The sequence below is a fragment of the Sphingomonas radicis genome (genome assembly GCF_051400635.1).
GTDB lineage: Bacteria > Pseudomonadota > Alphaproteobacteria > Sphingomonadales > Sphingomonadaceae > Sphingomonas.
Genome location: NZ_JBLFFG010000001.1, coordinates 384,483 through 406,573, shown reverse-complemented (window position 1 = coordinate 406,573; position 22,091 = coordinate 384,483). Strand labels below are relative to the sequence as shown.

Annotated in this window: 20 protein-coding genes; 18 read left to right on the top strand and 2 right to left on the bottom strand. The window is 67.5% G+C overall.

Annotation, left to right across the window (positions count from 1 at the left end):
- Positions 1-49: 49 nt before the first annotated feature.
- Both ACMGDH_RS01760 and ACMGDH_RS01755 read right to left on the bottom strand, forming a co-directional pair.
- Positions 50-1,051 carry a dipeptide epimerase gene (locus tag ACMGDH_RS01760; protein ID WP_436826201.1) on the bottom strand — a complete coding sequence of 334 codons (1,002 nt, stop codon included), beginning with the start codon at positions 1,049-1,051 and terminating at the stop codon, positions 50-52.
- Between the two features lie 7 nt (positions 1,052-1,058).
- Positions 1,059-3,032, bottom strand: coding sequence for a serine hydrolase domain-containing protein (locus ACMGDH_RS01755; protein ID WP_436826200.1), 1,974 nt, complete (start codon positions 3,030-3,032; stop codon positions 1,059-1,061).
- Positions 3,033-3,177: 145 nt separating this feature from the next.
- Between ACMGDH_RS01755 and ACMGDH_RS01750 the strand changes: the two genes are divergently transcribed.
- The 18 genes from ACMGDH_RS01750 to ACMGDH_RS01665 all read left to right on the top strand — a co-directional run bounded on the left by ACMGDH_RS01750 (position 3,178) and on the right by ACMGDH_RS01665 (position 22,091).
- Complete coding sequence (locus ACMGDH_RS01750; protein ID WP_436826199.1) at positions 3,178-3,807, top strand: helix-turn-helix domain-containing protein; 630 nt, start codon at positions 3,178-3,180, stop codon at positions 3,805-3,807.
- A 168-nt stretch (positions 3,808-3,975) separates the two neighbouring features.
- Positions 3,976-5,004, top strand: coding sequence for a glycoside hydrolase family protein (locus ACMGDH_RS01745; protein ID WP_436826198.1), 1,029 nt, complete (start codon positions 3,976-3,978; stop codon positions 5,002-5,004).
- A gap of 29 nt (positions 5,005-5,033) precedes the next feature.
- Positions 5,034-6,299, top strand: a complete 1,266-nt coding sequence (locus ACMGDH_RS01740; protein ID WP_436826197.1) for a glycoside hydrolase family 172 protein — start codon at positions 5,034-5,036, stop codon at positions 6,297-6,299.
- 253 nt (positions 6,300-6,552) lie between these two features.
- Positions 6,553-7,155, top strand: coding sequence for a Pvc16 family protein (locus ACMGDH_RS01735; protein WP_436826196.1), 603 nt, complete (start codon positions 6,553-6,555; stop codon positions 7,153-7,155).
- Entirely contained in the window at positions 7,152-7,814 is a 663-nt protein-coding gene (locus ACMGDH_RS01730) for a carboxypeptidase-like regulatory domain-containing protein (protein ID WP_436826195.1), read from the top strand. The genes ACMGDH_RS01735 and ACMGDH_RS01730 overlap by 4 nt, the downstream gene beginning before the upstream one ends.
- A 19-nt stretch (positions 7,815-7,833) precedes the next feature.
- Entirely contained in the window at positions 7,834-10,308 is a 2,475-nt protein-coding gene (locus tag ACMGDH_RS01725) for a phage tail sheath family protein (protein ID WP_436826194.1), read from the top strand.
- A 26-nt stretch (positions 10,309-10,334) separates the two neighbouring features.
- Positions 10,335-10,760 (top strand): phage tail protein, encoded by a 426-nt coding sequence (locus tag ACMGDH_RS01720; protein WP_436826193.1) that lies wholly within the window; start codon positions 10,335-10,337, stop codon positions 10,758-10,760.
- 10 nt (positions 10,761-10,770) lie between these two features.
- Positions 10,771-12,903: a phage tail sheath C-terminal domain-containing protein gene (locus tag ACMGDH_RS01715; RefSeq protein ID WP_436826192.1), complete on the top strand. Its 2,133-nt coding sequence runs from the start codon at positions 10,771-10,773 to the stop codon at positions 12,901-12,903.
- Positions 12,904-12,905: 2 nt separating this feature from the next.
- Positions 12,906-13,430 carry a phage tail protein gene (locus ACMGDH_RS01710; protein ID WP_436826191.1) on the top strand — a complete coding sequence of 175 codons (525 nt, stop codon included), beginning with the start codon at positions 12,906-12,908 and terminating at the stop codon, positions 13,428-13,430.
- A gap of 16 nt (positions 13,431-13,446) precedes the next feature.
- Positions 13,447-13,629: a hypothetical protein gene (locus tag ACMGDH_RS01705; RefSeq protein ID WP_436826190.1), complete on the top strand. Its 183-nt coding sequence runs from the start codon at positions 13,447-13,449 to the stop codon at positions 13,627-13,629.
- Positions 13,626-14,309, top strand: coding sequence for a CIS tube protein (locus ACMGDH_RS01700; protein ID WP_436826189.1), 684 nt, complete (start codon positions 13,626-13,628; stop codon positions 14,307-14,309). Before ACMGDH_RS01705 ends, ACMGDH_RS01700 begins: the two co-directional genes overlap by 4 nt.
- A complete protein-coding gene (locus tag ACMGDH_RS01695; RefSeq protein WP_436826188.1) occupies positions 14,309-15,460 on the top strand; it encodes a phage late control D family protein in 1,152 nt (383 codons plus the stop codon). Before ACMGDH_RS01700 ends, ACMGDH_RS01695 begins: the two co-directional genes overlap by 1 nt.
- Entirely contained in the window at positions 15,457-15,969 is a 513-nt protein-coding gene (locus tag ACMGDH_RS01690) for a phage baseplate assembly protein V (RefSeq protein ID WP_436826187.1), read from the top strand. The genes ACMGDH_RS01695 and ACMGDH_RS01690 overlap by 4 nt, the downstream gene beginning before the upstream one ends.
- The gene (locus tag ACMGDH_RS01685) at positions 15,969-16,823 is read left to right on the top strand and encodes a hypothetical protein (RefSeq protein ID WP_436826186.1); all 855 of its coding nucleotides are present in this window, start codon (positions 15,969-15,971) and stop codon (positions 16,821-16,823) included. The genes ACMGDH_RS01690 and ACMGDH_RS01685 overlap by 1 nt, the downstream gene beginning before the upstream one ends.
- Entirely contained in the window at positions 16,823-17,233 is a 411-nt protein-coding gene (locus tag ACMGDH_RS01680) for a DUF4150 domain-containing protein (protein ID WP_436826185.1), read from the top strand. Before ACMGDH_RS01685 ends, ACMGDH_RS01680 begins: the two co-directional genes overlap by 1 nt.
- Position 17,234: 1 nt before the next feature.
- The gene (locus ACMGDH_RS01675; RefSeq protein ID WP_436826184.1) at positions 17,235-17,639 is read left to right on the top strand and encodes a GPW/gp25 family protein; all 405 of its coding nucleotides are present in this window, start codon (positions 17,235-17,237) and stop codon (positions 17,637-17,639) included.
- Positions 17,639-20,059, top strand: a complete 2,421-nt coding sequence (locus ACMGDH_RS01670) for a putative baseplate assembly protein (RefSeq protein WP_436826183.1) — start codon at positions 17,639-17,641, stop codon at positions 20,057-20,059. The genes ACMGDH_RS01675 and ACMGDH_RS01670 overlap by 1 nt, the downstream gene beginning before the upstream one ends.
- Positions 20,049-22,091, top strand: coding sequence for a phage tail protein (locus ACMGDH_RS01665; protein WP_436826182.1), 2,043 nt, complete (start codon positions 20,049-20,051; stop codon positions 22,089-22,091). Before ACMGDH_RS01670 ends, ACMGDH_RS01665 begins: the two co-directional genes overlap by 11 nt.

Below are 22,091 nucleotides of genomic sequence, written 5' to 3'. Positions count from 1 at the left end.
ATCCGGCAAGAAAGTTTCGAAACCGTGACTTCGGGGTGACAGCCAAAGCTCAGGTTGCGGCTGCGCCCCAGACTTCGGGACCGCAATGAATCATGCCATCGGCGTATCGGATTCCCGGAGTCCGATCGGCGGCGAGGAAGGTGGGGCCATCGAGATCGACCACGTCGCACAGCTGCCCGACCAGGAAGGCAGGCGCCATGGCGAGGCTCGATCCGACCATGTTGCCGACCATCACGCCCAGGCCGAGCAGCCGTGCCCGCCGCGCGATCGCGATTGCCTCGGTGAGGCCGCCGCACTTGTCGAGCTTGATGTTGACGGTGTCGAAGCGGCCTACGAGCCCGTCCACGTCCGTCAGGCTGAGGGCGCTTTCGTCGGCCGCGATGGGGATCGGCGAACTGAACCCGTCGAGATCGGCTTCGCGGCCGCGCGCGAGCGGCTGCTCGAGCAGCGCGATCTTGCATTCGACCAGAACTTCGATCAGCGCATCAAGCGCTTCGATCCCGAACCCCTGGTTGGCATCGACGCCGATCCAGCAATCGCGCCTCGCCGCGCGTACCGCGCGAACGCGGGCAATGTCCATGTCGAGGTCGCCGGTGAGCTTGAGCTTGAGCGCGCGGGCCTGGCGATAAGCTAATGCAGCTTCCGCCATCGCCCCCGGGTCCTCAGCGCCTAGGGTGAAGGTGGTGAGCAGTGGCTTGGGCTCGGGCAGGCCGGCAAGCTTCCACACCGGAATCCCCTCGCGCTTCGCCTCCAGCTCCCACAGCGCGCAGTCCGCTGCGTTGCGCGCGCCGCCGGGGGGCAGCGCCTGCTGGAGATCGGCGCGCGACATGCCGCGGCTCAGGTCTCCGCGTACCGTCTTGAGCGCGGCGGACATCGCTTCGACATCGTCGTCCAGATAATAGACGCCGCTCGCCTCGCCGCGCCCGGTGTGGAGGCCATCGGACAGCTTTACGACCACCACCTGGGATTCGGTGAAGACATGGCCCGAGATGTGGAACGGCTTCGCGAAGGGAAGCCGTTCCACCGCCACATCGACCGAGAGGCGCGTCACCACCTGCTCAGAACTCGGTACCGAAGGAGATCAGCTTGTAGGCCAGCGCCATCCATAGGATGAAGAAGGCGCCGAGCGCGAGCAGCACGCTCCACAGCTTGGCGAACCAGCCGCGCTTGCTGCGCCAGATGATCCAGGCATTCCACAGCGCGGCGGCGAAGAGCCCGAAGAACGCGAGCGTGCCCACGATCTGGATCAGCAGGATCAGCCAGTCGGTCGAGCCATGGCTTTCGAAAGTCTCGAGGCCGGTGATCACTACCATCCAGCCAACGAGCACGAGCAGCACGAGCCAGGCGAAGCCGCGGACCACGCGATAGCTTTGCAGCGCACGACCCTGCAGTGCGAGCTGCGCGCCATAGCGGCGCCGCGCGAACCAGCCGACCGGCCATGAAAGCGCCGTCAGGAACACCACGGCGATCCCGAACAGCACCGCGGGCATCAGCCATGCCGAATCGAGCGTGGCCGGCGTGCGGTACCAGATCATGAAAGGCGAGACCTCGCCGAAGCTCCAGCGCACCACCTTGCCGTCAACGACCTGCGCCGCCAGCCGCTCATGGCCATAGGCGTCCTGCCACACGAAAGGTTCGACTTCGATCAGCTTGCGCGGCACGCCGCCGGTCGCGGTCAGTGGGGCGATGACCGGGCGGCCATCGGCGTCGAGCGTGATCTTGGTGTCGCTCAGCAGGCCGATGACCTTCGCGAAGCTGGAGTCGATCCGCCGGCTGTTGGTCCAAGTGCCCACGAGCAGCTTGGCGTGCTCCTTTGCGGTCGGCAGCTCGACCGGCGGGGCCTTGTCGGCCGCGGGAAGGTAGCGGTCGGCGAACTCCTCGAACAGTCGGCCGCGGAGCGCGCGCGTGACGCCGTCCTTCCCGTCGCTGTTCATCGAGATGAAGATCCCGATATTATCTTCGGGGAAGATCCGCAGATCGCTGTGGAAATACATGGTGTCGCCGCCATGTCCGATCCCGCGATGGCCGTTGATCCGCTGCTCGTAGAATCCGAGCGCCATGGTGTTGATCGCCGGGATCGCGCTCGGCTGGGGCGTGTGCATCAGCTTCGCGGTGGCGGGGCTGAGCAGCGGGCCGCCGTCGTTTAGATGCGCGATCATGAACTTCGCCATGTCGCCGCCGCTCATCGCCGCCGCGCCGGCGGGCGCCATGCCGATCAGCTCGTATTTCTTCGCCTCGCCCGAACCGAGCTCATAGCCCTGCGACATGAACGGCTTGAACCGGTCCGGCAGCGGCTGGCGGAAGGTTGCATATTGCATCCCCAGCCGGCCGAAGATGTTGCGCTCGATATAATCGTCGAACGACATGCCGGAGACGCGCTCGACGATATAGCCCGCGAGGGCAGTGGCATAGTTGGAATAGGCGGGGGTGGTGCCGGGCGCGTAGATACGCTCCGGGATGCGATGCTTGAGCACATCGCCCAGGCTCGGCACCGGTTTGTCGAAGGTCAGCAGCCCCTTGATGATCTCCTCGAAGCCGGCCGTGTGCGTCATGATCTGGCGCAGCGTGATCGGCTTGCCGTCATAGGGCGGAATCTTGAAATCGAGGTAGCGGTTGACGTCGGCGTCGAGGTCGAGCTTGCCCGCCTCGACCTGCTGCATCACCGCGGTCCAGGTGTAGAGCTTCGACGTCGAGCCCGGGCGGAACAAGGTCGTCGCCGGATCGACCGGTTTGCGCTTCGCGACATCGGCATAGCCGAAACCGCGCTGGGTCAGCACCTGCCCGTCCTTGACGATCACCACCACGGCGCCGGCCACGTCGCCGCGCGCCAGCGCATAGGGCATGAAACCGTCGAGCCAGGCATCGGCATCGGTCTTGGTCAGCGCAGCGGTACCCGGAGGCGTGGTCGGGACGGCCGGCGCGGCTTCCTGCGGGATCGGAGTCAGCGGCGCGGGCGCCTGGGTGAAGGCCGGTACTCCCACGGCGATGCCGAGCAGCCCTGCCGCGAGCATCGTGAGCGAACGTTTCCACATCGCGCTGTTCCCCTCTGTCCCCGCAGCCCCGGCATGTCGATTGCGCCGGTTTGCGTCTGCGGTTAGGCTATGTCCCCAACGAACCAGTTACGCCTGATCGAGACATAATGATCCTGTTCGGAAAAATGTCAAACCGAGGTACGGCATGGCGACGCGGCTGAAACCCGAGCAACCGACGCTAGGTGCGCTACTGCGCGCGCTGCGCAGCCGCCACGGCTGGACGCTCAAGGAGATGAGCGTGCGCAGCGGCATCCCGGTGTCGACGCTTTCCAAGGTCGAGCACGACCGGCTGACGCTGACCTATGACAAGCTTCTCCAGCTCAGCCAGCGATTGAACATCCGCATGTCCGAGCTGTTCGCCGAGAATGATCCGGCCGCCGAAGCACCGGTCACTGCGCGCCGGAGCATCGGCGATCTCGATCATGCCGTTCGGGTGAACACGCCAAACTATGATTACTATTATCTCTGCACCGAGCTGCGCCGGAAGCGGATGATCCCGGTGATCACGCGGGTGCGCGCCAAGTCGGTCGAGGAGTTCGGCGAGCTCGTCCATCATTCGGGCGAGGAGTTCATCTACGTCGTCAGCGGCCGCATCGTAGTGCACACCGAATTCTACGATCCGGTCACGCTCGAGGCCGGCGAATCGATCTACATCGATTCGAACATGGGCCACGCCTATGTGACGGGCGAGGGCTGCGACGAGGCCGTGATCCTCGGCGTCTGCTCGAGCGCCGAGGACGGGCTGATGGACTCGCTCCTCAACCTGCACGGCTAGAATTCGGCGTATCTATTCGCGCAAAGCATATTGATATTATCATTCAGACGTAGAAGATAGACCCGCCTGCATCGAGCAGGCCTGGAGCGGCGCAAGCTGCCCGGGACCGGAGAGGAGGGTGACATGCCGGCTTGGTTGCGCACTTGCCTGCGAGGACTGGGTTCCGCTGTGTTCGCGATCACAGCGCTCGCCGGTCCAGCCGCTGCGCAAACCGCCGTACCTCCGTCGCGCGAGGTTCCGCCCGGCGCGCCGGAAGTGCCGTTCGTCCATCCCGACAAGGCCTATCTCTTCGCGCACATGACGAAGGAGCGCTACGGGGTGCTCTATTACTCCGTCAGCCTCGACGGGCTGCACTGGCGCCGGCTCAACGGCGGCCGGCCGGTATCGGAGGACTACCACGGCCATGCCTCGATCGCGAAGACGCCCGACGGCCGCTATTTCCTGGTCGGCAACAAGAGCGACGAGGATCCGCTGATCCGCTTCTGGACCTCGACCGACCTCATCCGCTGGACACCCTATGGCACCTACCAGCCCGATCTCTCGGCCGTTCCGCGCCTCCCCAGTCCGCTACAGCGCATCGGTGCACCCAAGTTGTTCTTCGACAAGCGTTCAGGCAAGTTCCTGCTGACCTGGCACACGCCCACAGTGCCCGGCGTGCCCGAGGATCCGGAGCGCTATTGGGCGAGCCAGCGGACGCTCTATGCGATGTCGCGCGACCTCAAGCGCTTCGAAGGGCCGCCGCGCCGCCTGTTCGACTGGGACATGGCGACGATCGACACGGTCGTGGTGCCGGACGACGAATCCGACGGCTATTGCGCGATCGTCAAGGACGAGCGCTACCCCTCGTACAACTGGACCACCGGTAAGACGATCCGGATCAGCTGCGGCCCGGCGCTGACCGGCCCCTATCCGCTGCCCGGCCCGCCGCTCAGCCCCAACTTCCGCGAAGCGCCGACGCTGATCCGCGCGCCCGGCGGCCACGATTGGCTGCTCTATTACGAGCAATATGCCGGCACGAGCTATGGCCTCTCGAAGGCGCCGCGGTTGCGCGGTCCCTGGCATCAGGTCTCGGGCAATTCGGGCGTGGCGGCGTGGGACCGGTACACGATGCCTGCCGGCCTGCGGCACGGCTCGATGATCGAGATCAGCCGCCGCGAATATGATGCGCTGCTCAAGGCCTTTCCCGCGGGCAATTAGCAGCGCCGATGCGCTTACAGGAGAGAAGCATGTCCGTCCTTCGCTACGCGAGCATTGCATTCGCGCTTCTCGGCACCGCGCCCGTGATGGCGCAGGAGAGCACGGTCCCGCTCTACCAGTTCCAGCAGGATGGGCGGCCGCGCTGGGCGAGCCCGGAGAACCGCGAGGCGAAGAAGGGCGCCGGCGGGCACGAGAACAAGGGCGGCAAGGGGCATGCGTTCGACACCCTTCCGGCTGGCGCCTCGCTAACGCTCGCCGATATCCGCGGCGCGGGGGTCATCGACCGGATGTGGATCACCACCGAGGATCGCTCGCCGGAAATGCTGCGCGGCTTGCGCCTTGACATCTACTGGGACGGGGCGAGCACGCCGGCGGTGTCGGTGCCGCTCGGCGATTTCTTCGGCGCGGGCGCAGGCGCACTGGTGCCGATGGAAACCGCGCTGGTGGCGAGCCCGGAGGGGCGCTCCTACGTCTCCTATGTGCCGATGCCGTTCCGCACCGGTGCGCGCGTGGTCGTCACCAATGAATCGGGCAAGCAGCTCAACCTGATCTTCTGGGACGTCAATTATCGCCAGCTCAAGTCGGCGCCTGCCGACGCGCTTTACTTCCACGCGCACTGGAGCCGTGTCCGCGCGACCGAGATCGGGCGCGATTTCCAGGTGTTGCCGCGCGTCGAGGGACGCGGGCGTTTCCTCGGCACGATCGTCACCACCCTCACCGACCCGGCCTATGGCAACAGCTGGTGGGGCGAGGGCGAGGCCAAGATCTACCTCGACGGCGACGGCGCGCTGCCCACGCTGGTGGGCACCGGCACCGAAGATTACATCGGCACCGGCTGGGGGCAGGGCGCCTATGTCAACCGCTTCCAGGGATCGTTCGTTGCGGACGAGCCGCGGGGGCGCTGGACCTATTACCGCTTCCATGTGCCCGATCCGATCTTCTTCGATCGGGACATCCGAGTCGATCTCCAGCAGATCGGCGGCGCGCCGAAGGAGCGAGTGATCGAAATGCTCAAGACGGGCGTGAAGCTCACGCCAGTGACGATCGACCCGGGCCAGCGCACCAACTTCCAGCAGTTGCTGAGCTCAGGCCGGCGCGTGACCGATCCGGGCGTGCCCGCGGGCTGGACCAACTTCTATCGAAGCGACGATGTGTCGGCGGTCGCCTTCTTCTACCTCGACAAGCCGGTGAGCGGCCTGTCCCCGTTGGCCCCCCCGGCCGAGCGCCTGGCTGCGCTCCGCCCGCCAGCGCCTCCGGAGAAGAAAGCCGCAGAGCCCGGAAATCCCGGTCAGTAAACGGTACATCTCATATTCTGCACGACTCATCCGGAAAATGAGCCCTGCCTGCGCCCGGAACAAAGAGATCACCCCGCTATAAATGCACGACAATTGCCAGTCGGCTGGTCCGGTCCCTAGGGAAAACCACCACTGGCTGCCGGTCAGGCGCTATGTTACCAAAGTATCAGGTCGCAAGCTCGTCCTGCAAATCAAAGAACAAAACAAGAGAATGCAGTCGAGCGCATGATCCTAGTTGGGATTGGCGACCGATATGGCACGATTTACTGTCATAGGCGACGTAACGCTTGAGCTTCGCGCGCAGATATATGCTGCGCTCGACGGAGCACCGTTCGTCGACTTCGGTCTAGCTCCCATAAGCCAAGCGATCTACGTCGGCCCGCCCGACGGAGACGATATCGACGACAATGCAGTCGTCGCATTGTACCTCTACCAGGTCTTGCCGAGCGGGCATCTGCGCAACCAGCGGCTGCTTCCCGACTCCGAGAATCCAAGCCGGTTCCGCAAGCCGCCCCTGCCGCTCGAGCTGCGCTATATCGTCATTCCGCTCGAGAACGACGAAACCGGACACCAGCATCTCGGCCGCATCGTCCAGCATTTCCATGATCATCATTCGTTCGACACGCTGGACGGCGAGCCGCTGGGCGACAGCTTCGGCGGGGCGGCGAGCACGCTGCGCGTCGGGATCGATCCGCTCAACATGGATCAGCTCACGCAGTTGTGGAGCGCGTTCAGCTCACCCTTCCGGCTCTCGCTGGGGCTCAGGGTCGAGCTGGTCGCGATCGACAGCGGCCTGCCGCTCGAGACGCTGCCGCGGATCGACGAGACGGTGCTCGTCACGGGAACCATGGCATGACGGCGCTCGAATCCCTGAGCGCCGCCGGCACCGTCCAGGTTCTGCTGGGCGGCCGCCTCTCGAACACGGTCACCGGGCGGGGCGTGGACGCGCCCACGCTGACGCTTTCGTTCGATCCCGACGGCAGCGGCAACTTCGTCGCGCTGCCGGCTCGACTCGGACGGCGCGCCGACGGGTGGTTCGCCTGGTATCTGGCGCCTGAACAAATGCCCGGCGCGAGCGGCCCCGATGCGGCGCTTCGTATCGAGGCGAGCGCCGCTGGCCATTCGGCCGCGCTGGCAACGCTCGCGATCGACCCGGCCGATCTCGCGCTCGTCACCGAGACGCGAACGCTCGGCGGCCGGCCGGCGACGCTGAAGCGGATCCAGGGCGCCCCATTCCGCCTCGACGTGACGGTCGATCCGCTTCCGGTTGCGCTCGAAGGCCATGTCCATGCCGAGGGCGACCCCGAGCAGCCGGTCGACGGAGCTACCGTCGAGGTTGTCGCACCGCCGGGTGCTACCACGGCGACCGACGCGGCGGGCGACTTCCGCATCGCGGTGCTCCCGGTGGCCGAAGAGATCACGCTGCGCATCACGCACGGCGGCGATACCGCCGATCGCATTTTTCGACCTGATTTCAGCCAGAGGATCAACCGTGCAGTCTTTGTGACTGCCTGACGACGCCGAGGGAGCCGCCATGCCCGAATATCTCGCACCAGCCGTCTATGTCGAAGAGGTTCCCAGCGCCAACAAGCCGATCGAGGGCGCAAGCACCTCGACCGCCGCGATGGTGGGGCTGGCCGCCCGAGGTCCGGTCAACACGCCGACGCTCGTCACGAGCTCTGGCGCGTTCAACCGGCTGTTCGGCGGGCTGCTCGACCCGCGCGTCTTCACCGACGGGCTCGACTCGATGCCGCAAGCCGCGCTCGGCTTCTTCGCCAATGGAGGCTCGCGGCTTTATGTGACGCGCATCGTCGGCGCGGCGGCGACGCGCGCCTCGGCATCGATCTGGGGCGCCGCCGCAGGATCGACGGCGGGGGTGACGCTTGCTGCCCGCGCTACTGCGGGCGCGACGCGCATCGCGCTTTCCGACGCGACCGACGTCGATGCCGATGTCGATTTCGTGATCGCCGACGGCACGCGCTCCGAAGCCGTGCAGACAACGGGCGCGGCCGCGCAGACGCTGGTCCTTCTCGGCCAGCCGCTGGCCGGAGCGGTCGCGGACAATGCCGCGGTCACCGAACAGACCGTCACCGACGGCGCGGCGCAGACGGGGATGGAAGACATGCTCGCCGGCGGCGGGCTCGCGTTCGATCCGGTGCTCGCGCTTCCGGCGGGCACGATCCTCCGCATCCGGGATACCGGCGATCCCGACATCGTCGACTATGTAACGATCGCCACTGCCAACACCAACGAGATCGTCGAGCCCGGGCTGCTCCACAACCATCCGGCCGCGACCACCGAAGTCCATGTGGTGACGGTCGCCGACGGTGCCGGCACTGCCGCCGATGGCAACGCGCCTGCCGGATCGGAAGCACTCTGGGTCGACAATGCCTCGGCCTTTGCAGCCGGCAATGTCGTGGCAGTCACTACGAGCCTGGGCACCGAGTTTCGCGTCGTCGCCGCAGCCCCCCAGGTTGCGACGCTGGCCGCGCCGCTCGCCAATCCGCACGCTGCGGGCACTGCGATCCAGGCAGTTTCCGGGCTCATGCAGGTCCATGCGCGCTATCCCGGCGCCTGGGGCAATGCGCTGGTGGTGCGAGCGGTGCCCACCAGCCTGCTCGGCGGCACGGTAACGGAGCCGGCCTCGTCTGGCGCGCTTTCGCTGAAGCTCAATTCCACCTTCGGTCTCTTCGCAGGGAGCGCGCTGCAGATCGGCACCGGGCCGGGGGCGCAACTCGTCACCGTCGCCTCGGTCAATCGGGCGACCAACGAAGTAACGCTGGTGAGCGGGCTGGCGGCCGACGTCGACGACAATGCCGCGGTCGCCTCGCGCGAGTTCAATCTGTTCGTCGATCGCTACGAGAACGACAAGGTCGTCGAAAGCGAGCAGTTCGAGGGGCTTGCGCTCCACCCCGATCATGCACGCTATGCGCCGCGGTCGGTGGGCGCCTTTGATCGGCAGAGCCAAATCTCGGCCGAATCCGGTGCATCCGAGCTTATCCGCATTTCGGACCTCAGCATGGATGACGCCGGCACCGATCTTGCCGACGCAGCGGCGCTGCGCCAGTCGTCGCCGATCGCGGGGGGCAGCTTCCAGATGAGCGGAGGCAACGACGATCTCGGTTCGATCGACGACAACAGCTTCATCGGCACTGCATCGGACGATCCGCACCTGCGCACCGGAATCCAGGCGCTCGAGAACGAGAATTCGGTCTCGATCGTGGCGGTGCCCGGTCGCACCTCGGTGGGTGTGCAGAACGCATTGCTCGAGCATTGCGAGAAGATGCGATACCGTTTCGCCGTGATCGAGCCGCCCGCGGGCTCGCGTGTCGCCCAGGCGCGTACGCACCGGCAGAATTTCGACAGCACACGCGGCGCGATCTACTATCCATGGCTCGATGTCGCCGATCCGGTGGGCGCGCCCGGCGACATGATCCGCATCCCGCCTTCGGGCCATGTCATGGGGATCTATGCGCGTACCGACGTTGCGCGCGGCGTGTGGAGGGCGCCTGCCAACGAAGTGGTGCGCGGCATCCTCCAGCTCGATACGGCGCTATCCAAGGGCGAGCAGGACATCCTCAACCCGGTTCACGTCAATTGCTTCCGCGATTTCCGCTCGGTCAACCGGGGCCTGCGGTTGTACGGCGCGCGCACGCTGAGCTCGGATCCCGAGTTCCGCTACGTGAATGTCCGCCGCACTTTGCTCTTCATCGAGCAATCGCTCGACACGGGGCTGCAATGGGCGGTGTTCGAGCCCAACGCCGAGCCGTTGTGGGCCAGCGTCAAGCAATCGGTGAGCGCCTTCCTGCGCACCGTCTGGCGCGACGGCGGGCTCGAGGGGACGACCGAGGAAGAGGCCTTCTTCGTCGATATCGGCTACGACAAGACGATGACGCAGGCCGATATCGACAACGGCCGCCTGATCGTCGTCGTGGGCGTCGCGATCGTGAAGCCCGCCGAATTCGTCATCGTCCGCATCAGCCAGAAGACGCGCGAAGCGACGTCCTGACCCGCACCTGACAGGGAGTAAGAGAGATGGCGCGTGTAGACCCCTATGCCCAATATAATTTCATCATCGAGATCAACGACATCGCGGCGGGCGGCTTCACCGAGGTGGGCGGGCTCAGCTTCGAGCAGGACATCATCGAATATCGCGAGGGAGCGGACAGCGCGACGGTGCGCAAGCTCCCCGGCCTGCGCAAATATGCCAACATCACGCTGAAGCGCGGCTATACGCAGGACCGCGCGCTGTGGGAGTGGCGCAAGACCACGCTCGATGGGCGCACGGCGCGCAAGAACGGCGCGATCGTGCTGCGCGACGAATCCGGCGCGCCTGCGCTGCGCTGGGAATTCGCCGAGGGTTGGCTCTCCAAATATGAAGGGCCGGCGCTCAATTCGACCGCCAACGAGGCTGCGATCGAGGCAATCGAAATCGCCGTCGAAGACGTCAAGCTCGTCTGACGGGTGAAACGTGCGCGTCGCCAACCTTGCGCCCGGCCTCTATTACGAGCCGGTCCAGCCCGTCCGCGCTGACGGGCTGCTCGCGCGCGGCGACGTTCCGCTGTTCATCGGCTTCACTCGGCGCGGGCCGGTACGCCGGGCGGTGCGCGTGGAATCGATGCGCGAGGTTGCGGCGCTGTTCGGCGAGCCGCCGGCGGTGGGCCACCTCATGCCTGCGCTGCGCGGCTTCTTCGAGACTGGAGGCGCGGCGGCCTATGTCTTGCGGCTCGTTGTAGGAGACGATCCGGAAGAGGGTGTCGCTGCGCACGAGTTTGAGACTGGCTGGCGCGCATCGGCTTCGTTCAACTGGACGCTGATCGATCCGCGCCGCATCGCCGGCCGCAATGCCGCCGCGGCCCCAGCCTGGTCTGCGCTCGTCGAGGAGGCGGTGCGCGACGGTCCGCGGTCCCCCGATCCGGGGAGTTGGGGAAACCGGCTGGCGGTCTCGGTCACGCGTGCGGCGCAACCGCTGGTCGATGCCGATCCGCTTCCTGAAAGCGGCGGCCGGCAGGCGCGGGCCTTCGGCCTCGCAGGGTTGGAGGCGGGTGGGGTCGTAGAACTGCTCCAGGATTCGAGGCGTGTGGTGACTACGCTGGCCGGTGTCGATGCGCCGCTGCTCACCGTCACCTTCGCCCAGCCGCTCGGCACGCTCGAGCTCGACCCGCGTCGGCCATTTCGCTTTGCCAGCGTCGAATTCGGCTTCGACATCCTCTTCGACGGACGCCTTGCCGAGCGTTTCGAGCGGGTGTCGCTGGCGCCCGGCCATTCGCGTGCACTCACCACTGCGCTCGCGTCGAGCCGCTATCTCGCCATCGAGCCGCCCACCGATCTCGATCCGGCCGACGAGGCGCAGTGGCTTCCCGAAGGGCTTTTCGTGCTCACCGGCGGCAAGGATCGTGTCCGCGCCGATCCGCCGCGCCGGATGTTCGATGCTTATGTGGCGGCATTCGAGGCGGCGCGCGGCGTGGAGGAGGCTGCGCTCGTCGCTGCGCCCGATCTCGTGCTCCAGCCGCCCGATCTGCTGGGGGGCGAGCCCTCGGCAGAGCCCGAACTCGATTGCTGCAACCTCGAGCCTGCGCCCCTGGGGCTGATCGCAGGTTCGGTACGCGATGCCGAAAGCGATGAGCCGGTCGCCGGCGTGATCGTCGAGGCGGCGGGAGCGGCGGCGCAGGCGGTCACCGATGGCGCTGGCAGCTTCACGCTGGCGCCGCTCCCGCTCGGGCTCTTCACCATCCGGCTGACCAAGCCCGGATATGAAGCCGCCGAAATCATGCTTCAATCGACTGAAGGTCCGGCGCCGGGTGCGGAACCGATCCGGCTGGCACCGCTTTCCTTTCCGACCCGGCTCGACGACGATTTGATCCTGCTCGTCCAGCGCGAGATGGCGGTAGCGGCGGGGCCCTATCGCGTGGCGATCGTCGATCCGCCGGCCGCGGGATTGAAGCCCGATCAGCTTCTCACCTGGCGCTCGCGGCTGGGCGAGAGCGACCGTCTCGCCTTCTTCGCGCCCTGGCTGGTGACGCCCGACGGTGTTGCGGTTCCGCCCTCGGGGCATGTCTGCGGCGCGCTTGCCGCAGGCGAGGCCGCGAGCGGGATCGCCCGCGCGCCTGCGAACCTGCCGTTGCGCCATGTCGTGGGGCCGACGCTCGCGATCGACGACGCGGTGCAGGCGACGCTCCACTCGGCGGGGATCAACGCGATCCGTGCCTTCCCGGGCCGCGGCGTCCGGATCTGGGGCTCGCGCACGCTTTCCGCTGATCCCGAATGGCGCCAGCTCTCCGCGCGCCGCGTGGTGGATGCGATCGAGCGGACTCTCGAAGCGACGCTGCAATGGGCGGTGTTCGAGCCCAACAGCGTCGTCACCCGGCAGGCGGTGGCTTTCACCATCGAGACCCTGCTGGAGAGGCTGTGGCGGGCAGGGGGGCTCGCCGGGGGCTCGCCCGCCGCAGCCTATCGCGTGAAATGCAATCTCGACAACAATCCCGACGAGGGGCGGGGGAATGGGCGGCTCGTCGCCGAAGTCGCCGTGGCGCCCGCGACGCCGTTCGAGTTCGTGGTGTTCCGCATCGCCAAATCGCTCGACCAGCTCAACGTGGGAGATTGACGATGGGTCTGCCACGTCTCGATCCGTTGCCTGGGTTCAACTTCTACATCGCGCTGGTCGACGATTCCTCGGCGCTGGCGATGCTCGGTTCGCTGGCCTCGTTCGCTCTCGGCGGCTTCGCGGAGTGCACCGGGCTCGAAAGCGAGCTGTCGACGGTCGATTACGAGGAAGGCGGCGTGAACGACCGCGTCCACCGCTTCCCGGGGCGCTTCACCTTCCCGAATGTCGCGCTGAGCCGCGGCGTGGGTTTCGGGGAGGACCTGTATCTCTGGCACGAGCAGTTCCTGAAAGGCGAAGGCAAGCGTCGCAACGGACTGATCCTTCTCGCCAACGAAATGCGCGTGCCGATCAAGACCTGGACCTTCGAACGCGGGATCCCGGTCAAATGGCAGGGCCCGTCGCTCAACGCCCAGTCGAGCGAACTCGCGATCGAGCGGCTCGAGATCGCGCACGAGAAACTGTCGCTGGTGATGTCGCCAGGCAAGGCCGCCGACATGGCGCTCGGTGCCGTCGGATCGCTGTTCTGAAGGAGACCGGAGGATCATGGACGTCCAGATCAACACTGTCTCCACCCGCGTCGGCGTCGTCGACCGCTCGGTGCTGCTCTCGCCGGAAGTGCTCGAGCTGGTGGTGACGGCGGTCAAGGCGCGACTCGAAGAGGAGCGACGCATCGCCGCCGAGCGCGACCGCGACACCCGCGTCGACCATCGTAGGGGCGAGCGATGAACCGGCTCACCTTCCAGCGGCTCAAGATCGACAAGACGCCCGACGGACAGCCGTTCGAGGCGGCGTACAATCCCACCGAGCTCGCGTTCAGCAAGTCGGCGCAGTTCGCGGACATCGCGGTGCCGGGACTGGAGGCGCCGATCATCCAGTTCGTGCGCGGTGATGCGGAAACGCTCTCGCTCGAGCTGTTCTTCGATTCGACCGACGGCGGCACCGGCGACGCCGCGGCTTCGGTGACCGAGAAGGTCGCGCAGTTCCAGCGGCTGGTAAGCATCGAAGGTGCGCTCCACGCGCCGCCGATCGTGCGGATGACCTGGGGCGAGGGACTGCCCGGCCCGGTGCTCGGCAGCGCGGCGCCGATGACTCAGGTCGATGTGATCGTCACCAGCGTGGCGCGGCGCTATACCTTGTTCAGTCCGGCGGGGCAGCCGCTGCGGGCTACGCTCACGCTCCAGATGCGGGTCTACTGGACGATCGAGGAGCAGACCCAGCACCTCAACTATCAGTCGGCCGATCACACCCGCACCCATGCCGTGCGCGAGGGTGAGACGCTGCCGCTGATCGCCTGGGACGCCTATGGCGATCCCGCCAAGTGGCGCGTGATTGCCGATCACAACGGACTTTCGCTGACTCGTGATCTCGCCGCGGGTCTCGTCCTCCAGCTTCCGCCGGTGGTGTGATGGCGACCGCTCCCGCCAATCGCGCCTTCTACGCGCCCCAGTTCCAGATCAAGCTCAAGGGGCAGAATATCGGCCGCGACGTGATCGCCGACGTGATCGACGTGACCTACACCGACGACGAAGCGAACCTCGACTGCTTCGAATTCAGCCTCGGCGACTGGGACCCGATCGAACGGCGCCCGAAATACTCCAGCCCATGGGATGAAAGCGGCCAGCCCTATCGGATCGGCGGGCAGAACGCGCCCAACTTCGAGCCCGGAGCGGATGTCGAGCTCTATTTCGCCTATGTGGGCGAAGGCGATCCGATCCTGATGCTCAAGGGCGAGGTGGTATCGATCACGCCGAGCTTCCCCGCCTCGGGCGCACCCACCTGCCGCGTGCGCGCACTCAACTATCTGCATCGGCTCCAGCGCGAGCATGTGACGGGCAGCTTTACCGGATCGAAGATGGACATCGCGCGCCAGATCGCGACTCAGGCCGGCATCTCCAGCGTCGAGATGCCTCCGGGCGCGGACACGGGCGAGCAGACCACCGACACCATCAACAACGCAGTCGCCTATCAGGAGATCTTCAACCGCGCCCGCGATTCCGGGCTGGTGATGTGGCTCGAGGATGCCGACGCCGGCCCCGTGCTCCACTTCGAAGCGCCGGGTGACGACAGCCCGGTGGCGACACTGGTCTGGGGCGTCAATCTCGTGAGCTTTGCGCCGCAGCTCTCGACCCGGGGGGCAGTCGCCGCAGTGGTGGTGCGGAGCACCGATCCGCGCCAGGCTGGCGACGCACAGGCCATCGAGGGCCGCGCCGAATGGTCCGACATCGGTGTCTCGGACGACGCGCTCGGCCCCTATGGCATGGCCGAGCTCGAAGGCAGCGTCGCGGGAACGGTCGAGACGATCGTCGATGCCGAGGTGCGTAGCGAGCAGGAAGCCCAGGAAAAAGCGCACGGCAGGCTGCGCGAGATACTGGGCGAGCTCGTTCGCGCGACCGGATCGGCCGTCGGCATGCCAGAGCTTCGCGCCGGACGGGTGATCGAGATCGGCGGCCTGGGTCCGCGTTTCTCGGGCCGCTACCGGATCAGCCAGACGTCGCACAGCCTGGGCGGGAGCGGCTATACCGTCACCTTCCAGGCAAAGAAGCTGGTGCTGCGATGAGCAGCCGCCCGGTCAACGGCCTCGTGCTCGGGCGCGTCACCGACGTGGAGGATCCCGAGAACCTCGGCCGGGTTAAGCTGCTGTATCCGGCGCTCGGTGACAGCGCGACCTCGGACTGGGCGCCCGTGTCGAGCATCAGCGCGGCGCCCGATGCCGGGGCCTATTTCATGCCCGAGCCCGATGATGTCGCGGTGGTCGGCTTTATCGGCGGGCACATCAACCAGCCGATCGTACTCGGCTTCATCTGGTCGGGCGACGGCGCCCCGCCGGCCCCTACGCCCAAGGAACGCATCTTCAAGAGCCGCAAGGGCCATGCGCTCACGCTGTCCGACGAGGCCGAGGACGGAATCCTGATCGAGGATGCGCACGGCAACCGCATTCTGATGAACAAGGACGGGATCACGATCGAATCGGCCAAGGAACTCAACCTCAAGGCAACCTCCACCGCCAAGCTCGAGGCATCGGGCGAGACGACGGTGAAGGGCGCCCCGCTGCAGCTGAACCCGTGATGGAAGTGCTGCTCCCCCCAGGCCCCGGCTATTCCGCCCTCTTCATCCGCGGGCTTCGCGGCGTCGCGAACAGCAATGCGGTCGAGGAAGCAGGCGCGGTGATCGTCAAGCGCAGCTTCGCCATCGCAGGCGGCGCGCTGATTCCGGATGCTGGAGGGGACAAGCTCGAGCTCGCCGACAAGCTCGAGGTGCACGACGACCTCCCTTGGGTCACGTACGAAAGCGAGCTGGCGCTCACCAAGGCGAGCGGGGACATCGTCGTCCTCGGCGGCCGCTCCCCGGCGCAATGGGCGTGGGTCAAGCTCGGCACGACGGTTTGGCTCAAGCGCGACGATCAGGCGCAGGATCCCGATGGCGAGACGGACCGCGATCTCCAGCAGAACCTGTTCGGCTGGCACCCGCGCAGCCAGACGGCGCGACGCAATGACGCGCGGATGGTCACCGATCGGCCCGAGAGCCCGACGACCGCCGCTTCGGACCGGTACGATCGATTCCAGAAGGCGCAGCGCCGCCAGGGCGGATCGATCAAGATTTCGCATCAGGGCGTGCTCCCCACACACGGCAATATCGTCGTGCTCCGCGCACCCGATGACGACGAGGACAACCAAACAGAGCTGCTCGATGTCTCGTACGATTTCCCGCAGCTGAGCCTTACGCTCTTCATCCATCACGGCCGCGGGCCCGACCGCGACACGCGCTGGTGCCCCGAAGCGCAGCCGCCGCTCGTGCTCGATACGATCGTGCTGCGTCCCACGCTCGCCAAGGCGCATGCGCTCTGGCGCCGCTCGTGGCGCTGGGGTGAACCCGGCGAGGACACGTTGCGCCGCGCGCAAGTCACCGAGGGAGACGCGTGATGGCGCAGCCGATCGCAATCGCCGAGGGGATCGCAATGGCCCCGGCCGACGTGTGCCTCACGCCCGCGCCGCCCAGCGCACCCATTCCCGTGCCTTACCCCAATATCGCGCAACTCGCCGACGCGACCGGCACTTCGATCGACGGGGGCGATCCGGTCTATGCCGCGGGCAAGGCGATCCTGCTCAAGGACAGCGAAATCCCGCAGAGCACCGGCGACGAGGCGGGCTCGGCCGGCGGGGTCAGCAGCGGGGTGACGCGCGGCAAGACGACCTTCACCGGCGCCTCGTCGAGCGTCTTCATCCACGGCAAAGCGGTGGTGCGGTTCGGCGATCCGACGATGCACAACAACAGCAACAACGCGCCGGGCAGCGTGCTCTCGTCGCCGGTCACCGTGATGGTGGGGCGCTGAGATGGCGGCGTTCCCCGAATTCCTGGGCCGTGGTCTCAAATTCCCGATCCGGGTAAACGGCCGCGGCGGGCTTTCCTGGTCGGAGGGCGAGGAATCGATCGCCGAGGCGATCTGGATCATCCTTTCGACTCCCAGGCGCTCGCGCGTGATGGAGCCCGAGTTCGGCTGCGGCGCCCACGACTATGTCTTCGCGCCCAACAACGCGACCACGCGCGCGATGGTGCAGAGCGAAGTGCTCCGTGCGCTCGTCCGCTACGAGCCGCGGATCGACGTGCTCGCGGTGCGCGCCACGGCCCAGGCCGACGTGCCCGAGCTGCTGCTGGTCGAGATCGACTATCGCGTGCGCGCCAACAACGCCGCGCACAACATCGTCTACCCCTTCTATCTCAACGAGGGACGCGCCTGATGCCGCTGGAAGCCCCGCAGCTCGACCGCAGAACCTTCGAGGACCTGGTCAAGGAGGCGCGCGAGCGGATTCCGCGCTTCACGCCCGAATGGACCAACCTCAACGACAGCGATCCGGGGATGACGCTGGTAAAGCTCCAGGCGTGGCTCACCGAGACGATCCTGTTCGAGCTCAATCGCCTCCCCCAGGCGGCGTACATCAAGTTCCTGAACCTCATCCATGTCGAGCCGCACCCGGCACGGGCGGCGCGCGCCGAGCTCCAGTTCAAGCTGGCCAAGCTCAAGCGCCCGGAGGATGTGCTCACGGTTCCGATTCCCGCTGCGGCTGCGGTCGATGTCGATGATCCCGAGCTGGCGCGCCCGCTCACCTTCGAAACCGATCATGCGCTGGTCGCGATCAACGCGGCAGTCGGCGCAGTGCTGGCCCCGCGCGCCGGCGCCAACCCGATCGAGCTCGTCACCAGCTATGACGACGCCAAGGGCGAGACGAGCTTCCTCCATGCCTTCCGCCCTTTCGGGCCGGCGCCGGCGGCCAGCAAGCCGCTGGTGATCGGCCTTGCGCTGCGGCCGATCCTCGACGCCAAGGAGCCGATCGGCGCCTACAGCCAGGACGTGCTCCCCGCGATCGAGCTCGATCTCCATTTCGACATGGCGGGGATCGGCGATGCCGATGCCGCGGGCGCCGCGATCGAAGGGCCGCTGCTCCGCCAGTGCGCGGGGTCTGGTACAGTCGAAGCGAGTGTTGCGGTCCGCTGGCAGATCTATACCGGGTCCGCAGCCTCGTTCGCCGGCTTCCCCGCAGGCTCGGCGCCCGGCGAATGGACCGATCTGCCCATTCGCGGCGACGACACTGCGGGGCTCGCGCGCACCGGCCACCTCAGGCTCCAGCTTCCCCAGCGCGCCGCGCGCTTCTCGCCCGAGGCGCTTCCCGCCGCCTTCTTCGAATCGCTCGGGCTCATCAAGCCGCCGACCACGCTCGCCGAGCTCAAGGAAGTGCTGCGATCGGGCGACACCGACATGGTGATGGGGCTAGACGACGCGCATTGGCAGAAGATGGGAATCACCGATCCCGCGACGCTCAACACGCTGCTCAACGACTGCACCGAGGACAGCGACATCGCCGACGCGCTCGACGCGATCGACACGAGCACCACGCCGATCGACGTCGCCGCGCTGACGCCCGAGGCATGGGCCGAGATCGAACCACGGCTCGCGGTGCTGCCCGCGCCGCGGCACCAGGGCGCGGCGCGCCCGCTCTACTGGATCCGCGCAGTGCCGCTCGATGCCGCGGCGGGATCAGGGCTCGTCTCGGCGATCCGGCTCAACATGGTGCCGGCCACCGCTGCGCTCACGCGGCTGGCCGAGCGGCTGGGCGCATCGGACGGCCGACCGACGCAAACCTTCGCGCTTTCGCGCACGCCTGTGCTGATCGATCCCGACACGGGTGCACCCGATCTCGAGCTCAGCGTTGCCGAGGCGGGCGAGCCTGCGCTGTGGACGCGGGTCGATGATTTCTATGCGCAGCCGAGCGACGCGCGGGTCTACACGCTCGATCCCGCCACCGGCGCCATCGCCTTCGCTCCGCGCGGCCGCACCCCGGTCGCCGGTGCGGTGATCACGGCTGCGCGTTACCGCACCGGCGGCGGGGCGATCGGCAATGTCGGCGCGGGGACGATCACCAAGATCCGCGGTTCGATCCGCAACGTCCAGGGCGTCACCAATCCGCGCCCCGCATCGGGCGGGATGGATGCCGAGAGCTTCGATGAGACTCTGTTGCGCGCCCCGCACGATCTGCGCGCGCGCGATCGTGCGGTCAGCGCCGAGGATTTCGCCGATCTCGCGGCCAATGTGCCCGGCGTGCCGGTGCATCGTGCCTATGCGCTTGCTAACCGCCGTCCGCACCCGACCACCACCGGGACCTATCAGACGCTGCCCGGCGCGGTGACCGTCGTCGTCCTGCCGATTTCGAAGGAAGCGCGGCCGCAGCCGAGCGATGCGCAGCTTCGCGCCGTATGCGACCATCTCGACACGCGGCGGCTGATAACGACCCAGCTGTTCGTCACCGGGCCGCGCTATGTGCCACTCGCGCATCTGCGCGCCACGATCGCGATCGCGCCGGGTGCCGATCTCGGCACCGTCGGCTCGGCGGCGTCGGGGGCGCTGCTGCGCTTTCTCCATCCGCTGGAGGGTGGTCGCGACGGGCGCGGCTGGCCGTTCGGCGCGCCGATCGATTTCGCCGATCTCTACGACCAGCTCCTCGCCGTGGCCGAGGTGCGCCGCGTGTCCGGGCTTCAGATGGCGGTCGAGGCGCCTGCCACCGATACCGATACGCTCGGCGACGTGGTCGGTATTCCCGCCGGGGGCCTCCCCTGGCTGCGCCCCGAGCGCATCGATCTGAACATCGTATATGATGCGCGCTGATCCCCTCCCCAACGCCTTCGCGCGCCTCGACGCGGTCAACGGGTGGCGCGCGTTCGGCGACATGCCCGGCCTGGTGATCGGGGCCTACGGCGTCCGGCTAGGCGAGCAGGCACGGCCGATTCCCGATGGCGAGGCGTTCGGCAGCTTCGGCGGGCGCACGCTGCCGCGCGGCGTGGCGATCTCGCGCGAGGGCACGGTGTTCCTCGCCGATCCGGAAGGGCAGTGCGTGCGCGTGCTGCTGCCCGCCTGGGGTGCGAACGAGCGTCCGGTGGAGGCTCCGCCTGCCTGGCCCTTCCGCTCGCTGTGGACGCGCCCGGCTGCCGATGCCGCGAGTGCGGCCGGCGATCCCTTCGCGCTCGTGCGCCCCACCGACGTGGCGCTTGGCTGCGACGGCGACCTGATCATCGCCGATTCCGGTGCGGGCCGGCTGCTCGTGCTCATTCTTCCACAGGGTTCGATCCGGCGCGTTATCCCACTCGCGGGCGCTCCCACTGCGGTCGACATCGACTCAGCCGGCAGGATCTATGTGGCGCTCGCCGACGCGGGACGCATCGTCCGCCTCGATGCGGACGGACGCGTCGATTCCGGCTATCGTGGCGGGGCAGGCACGCTCGCGGCACCTTCGGCAATTCACGTCGTGCGGGGATCGGTCTGCGCCTGCCGTGCCGGTGATCCCTGCGGCTCCGGCTCTGCTTGCAACGGGAGTTGCGGCTGTGGCTGTGGCTGTGGCGGGGACGGAGAGGGCTCCTGTCTCGCCGACGGGACCGTTTTCGTCCTCGACGGGTCGCAGGTGCGCGCTCTCGATGCGCGCGGCCATGTCCGCGAGATCGCGCTTCCGGACATGCTCGATCCTCCGCCGCTCACCGTGGCGGCCGATGGGACGCTGTCGTTCCACCAGCCGCCGATCGAGCCGCTGCGCCTGCCCGGCGTCACGGTCGATCGGCGGGGCCGGATCGGCGGGGTGCCGCTCGTCGCGCGCCCGCGGCGGATCGTGCTGCCCAAGACCGGGACGTGGATCGCAGGGCCGTTCGACGGCCAGCGCGATCGCTTCGCCTGGGACCGGCTGGTGTTCGACGCTGAGGTTCCCGATCGTGGCCGGCTCGTGGTCGACACCCACAGCTCGGATGCGCTGCTCGACACCTTCCGGCTCGGCCTGCTTCCCGAGACCAGCTGGTCGGTCCCGCTCGCGCTCGAGGCGGAAGACGCGCCCGAAGTGCTGGTCCAGAGCGCGCCCGGCCGATATCTGTGGGTGCGGATGCGCTTCGTCGGCGACGGCGAAGTCACCCCGCTCGTCCGCGCGGTCGAGCTTTCGGGCCCGCGCGCGAGCTCGCTGCGCTTCCTGCCCGTGCCCTTCCACCAGGATCCCGAAGGCGCGGCGTTCCTCGATCGCCTGCTCGCGCTGTTCGATTCGATGCTCCAGCAGCCGGCGCTTCGCGGGGGCAACTTCGCCGCCCAGCTCGATCCCGAAGCCGCGGAGGCGGAAGGCTTCCTCGACTGGCTGGGAAGCTGGTTCGACTGGAGTTTTCTCGCCGAATGGCCGGAGGCGGTGCGGCGCGAGATGATCCGCGAGGCGATCCCCTATTTCCGCATGCGCGGCACCGTGCCGGGGCTCCGCCAGCTGCTCCAGTGGCACACCGGCGCGCCCGATCCCTGGCCGACGGTGATAGAGCATTTCCGCCTGCGCGACCGCCCGGCCACGCCGCCGCTCCACATCGGCGGGCTTCCGCTCGCGCCCGTCGCGACGGAGATTGCGCATTGCTTCACGCTGGTGATGCCGCGCGCGTTGGTGCGCGACGAGGCCCAGCTTCTCCGGCTGATCGAAGCGCAGAAGCCGGCGCACACGCTCGCCGCGCTGCGCCTCGTCGAAACGGGTTTTCGCATCGGGCGGCAGAGTTCGATCGGCGTCGATGCGCTGATCGGCTCGGCTCCCGTGCTTCCGCTCGGCCTGGGCCATCTCGCCCAGAGCCTCGTCACCGGATCCGGAGCGCCGCCGGCGCTCGGCGCCGCCTACCTCACACACACCGGGGGTTGA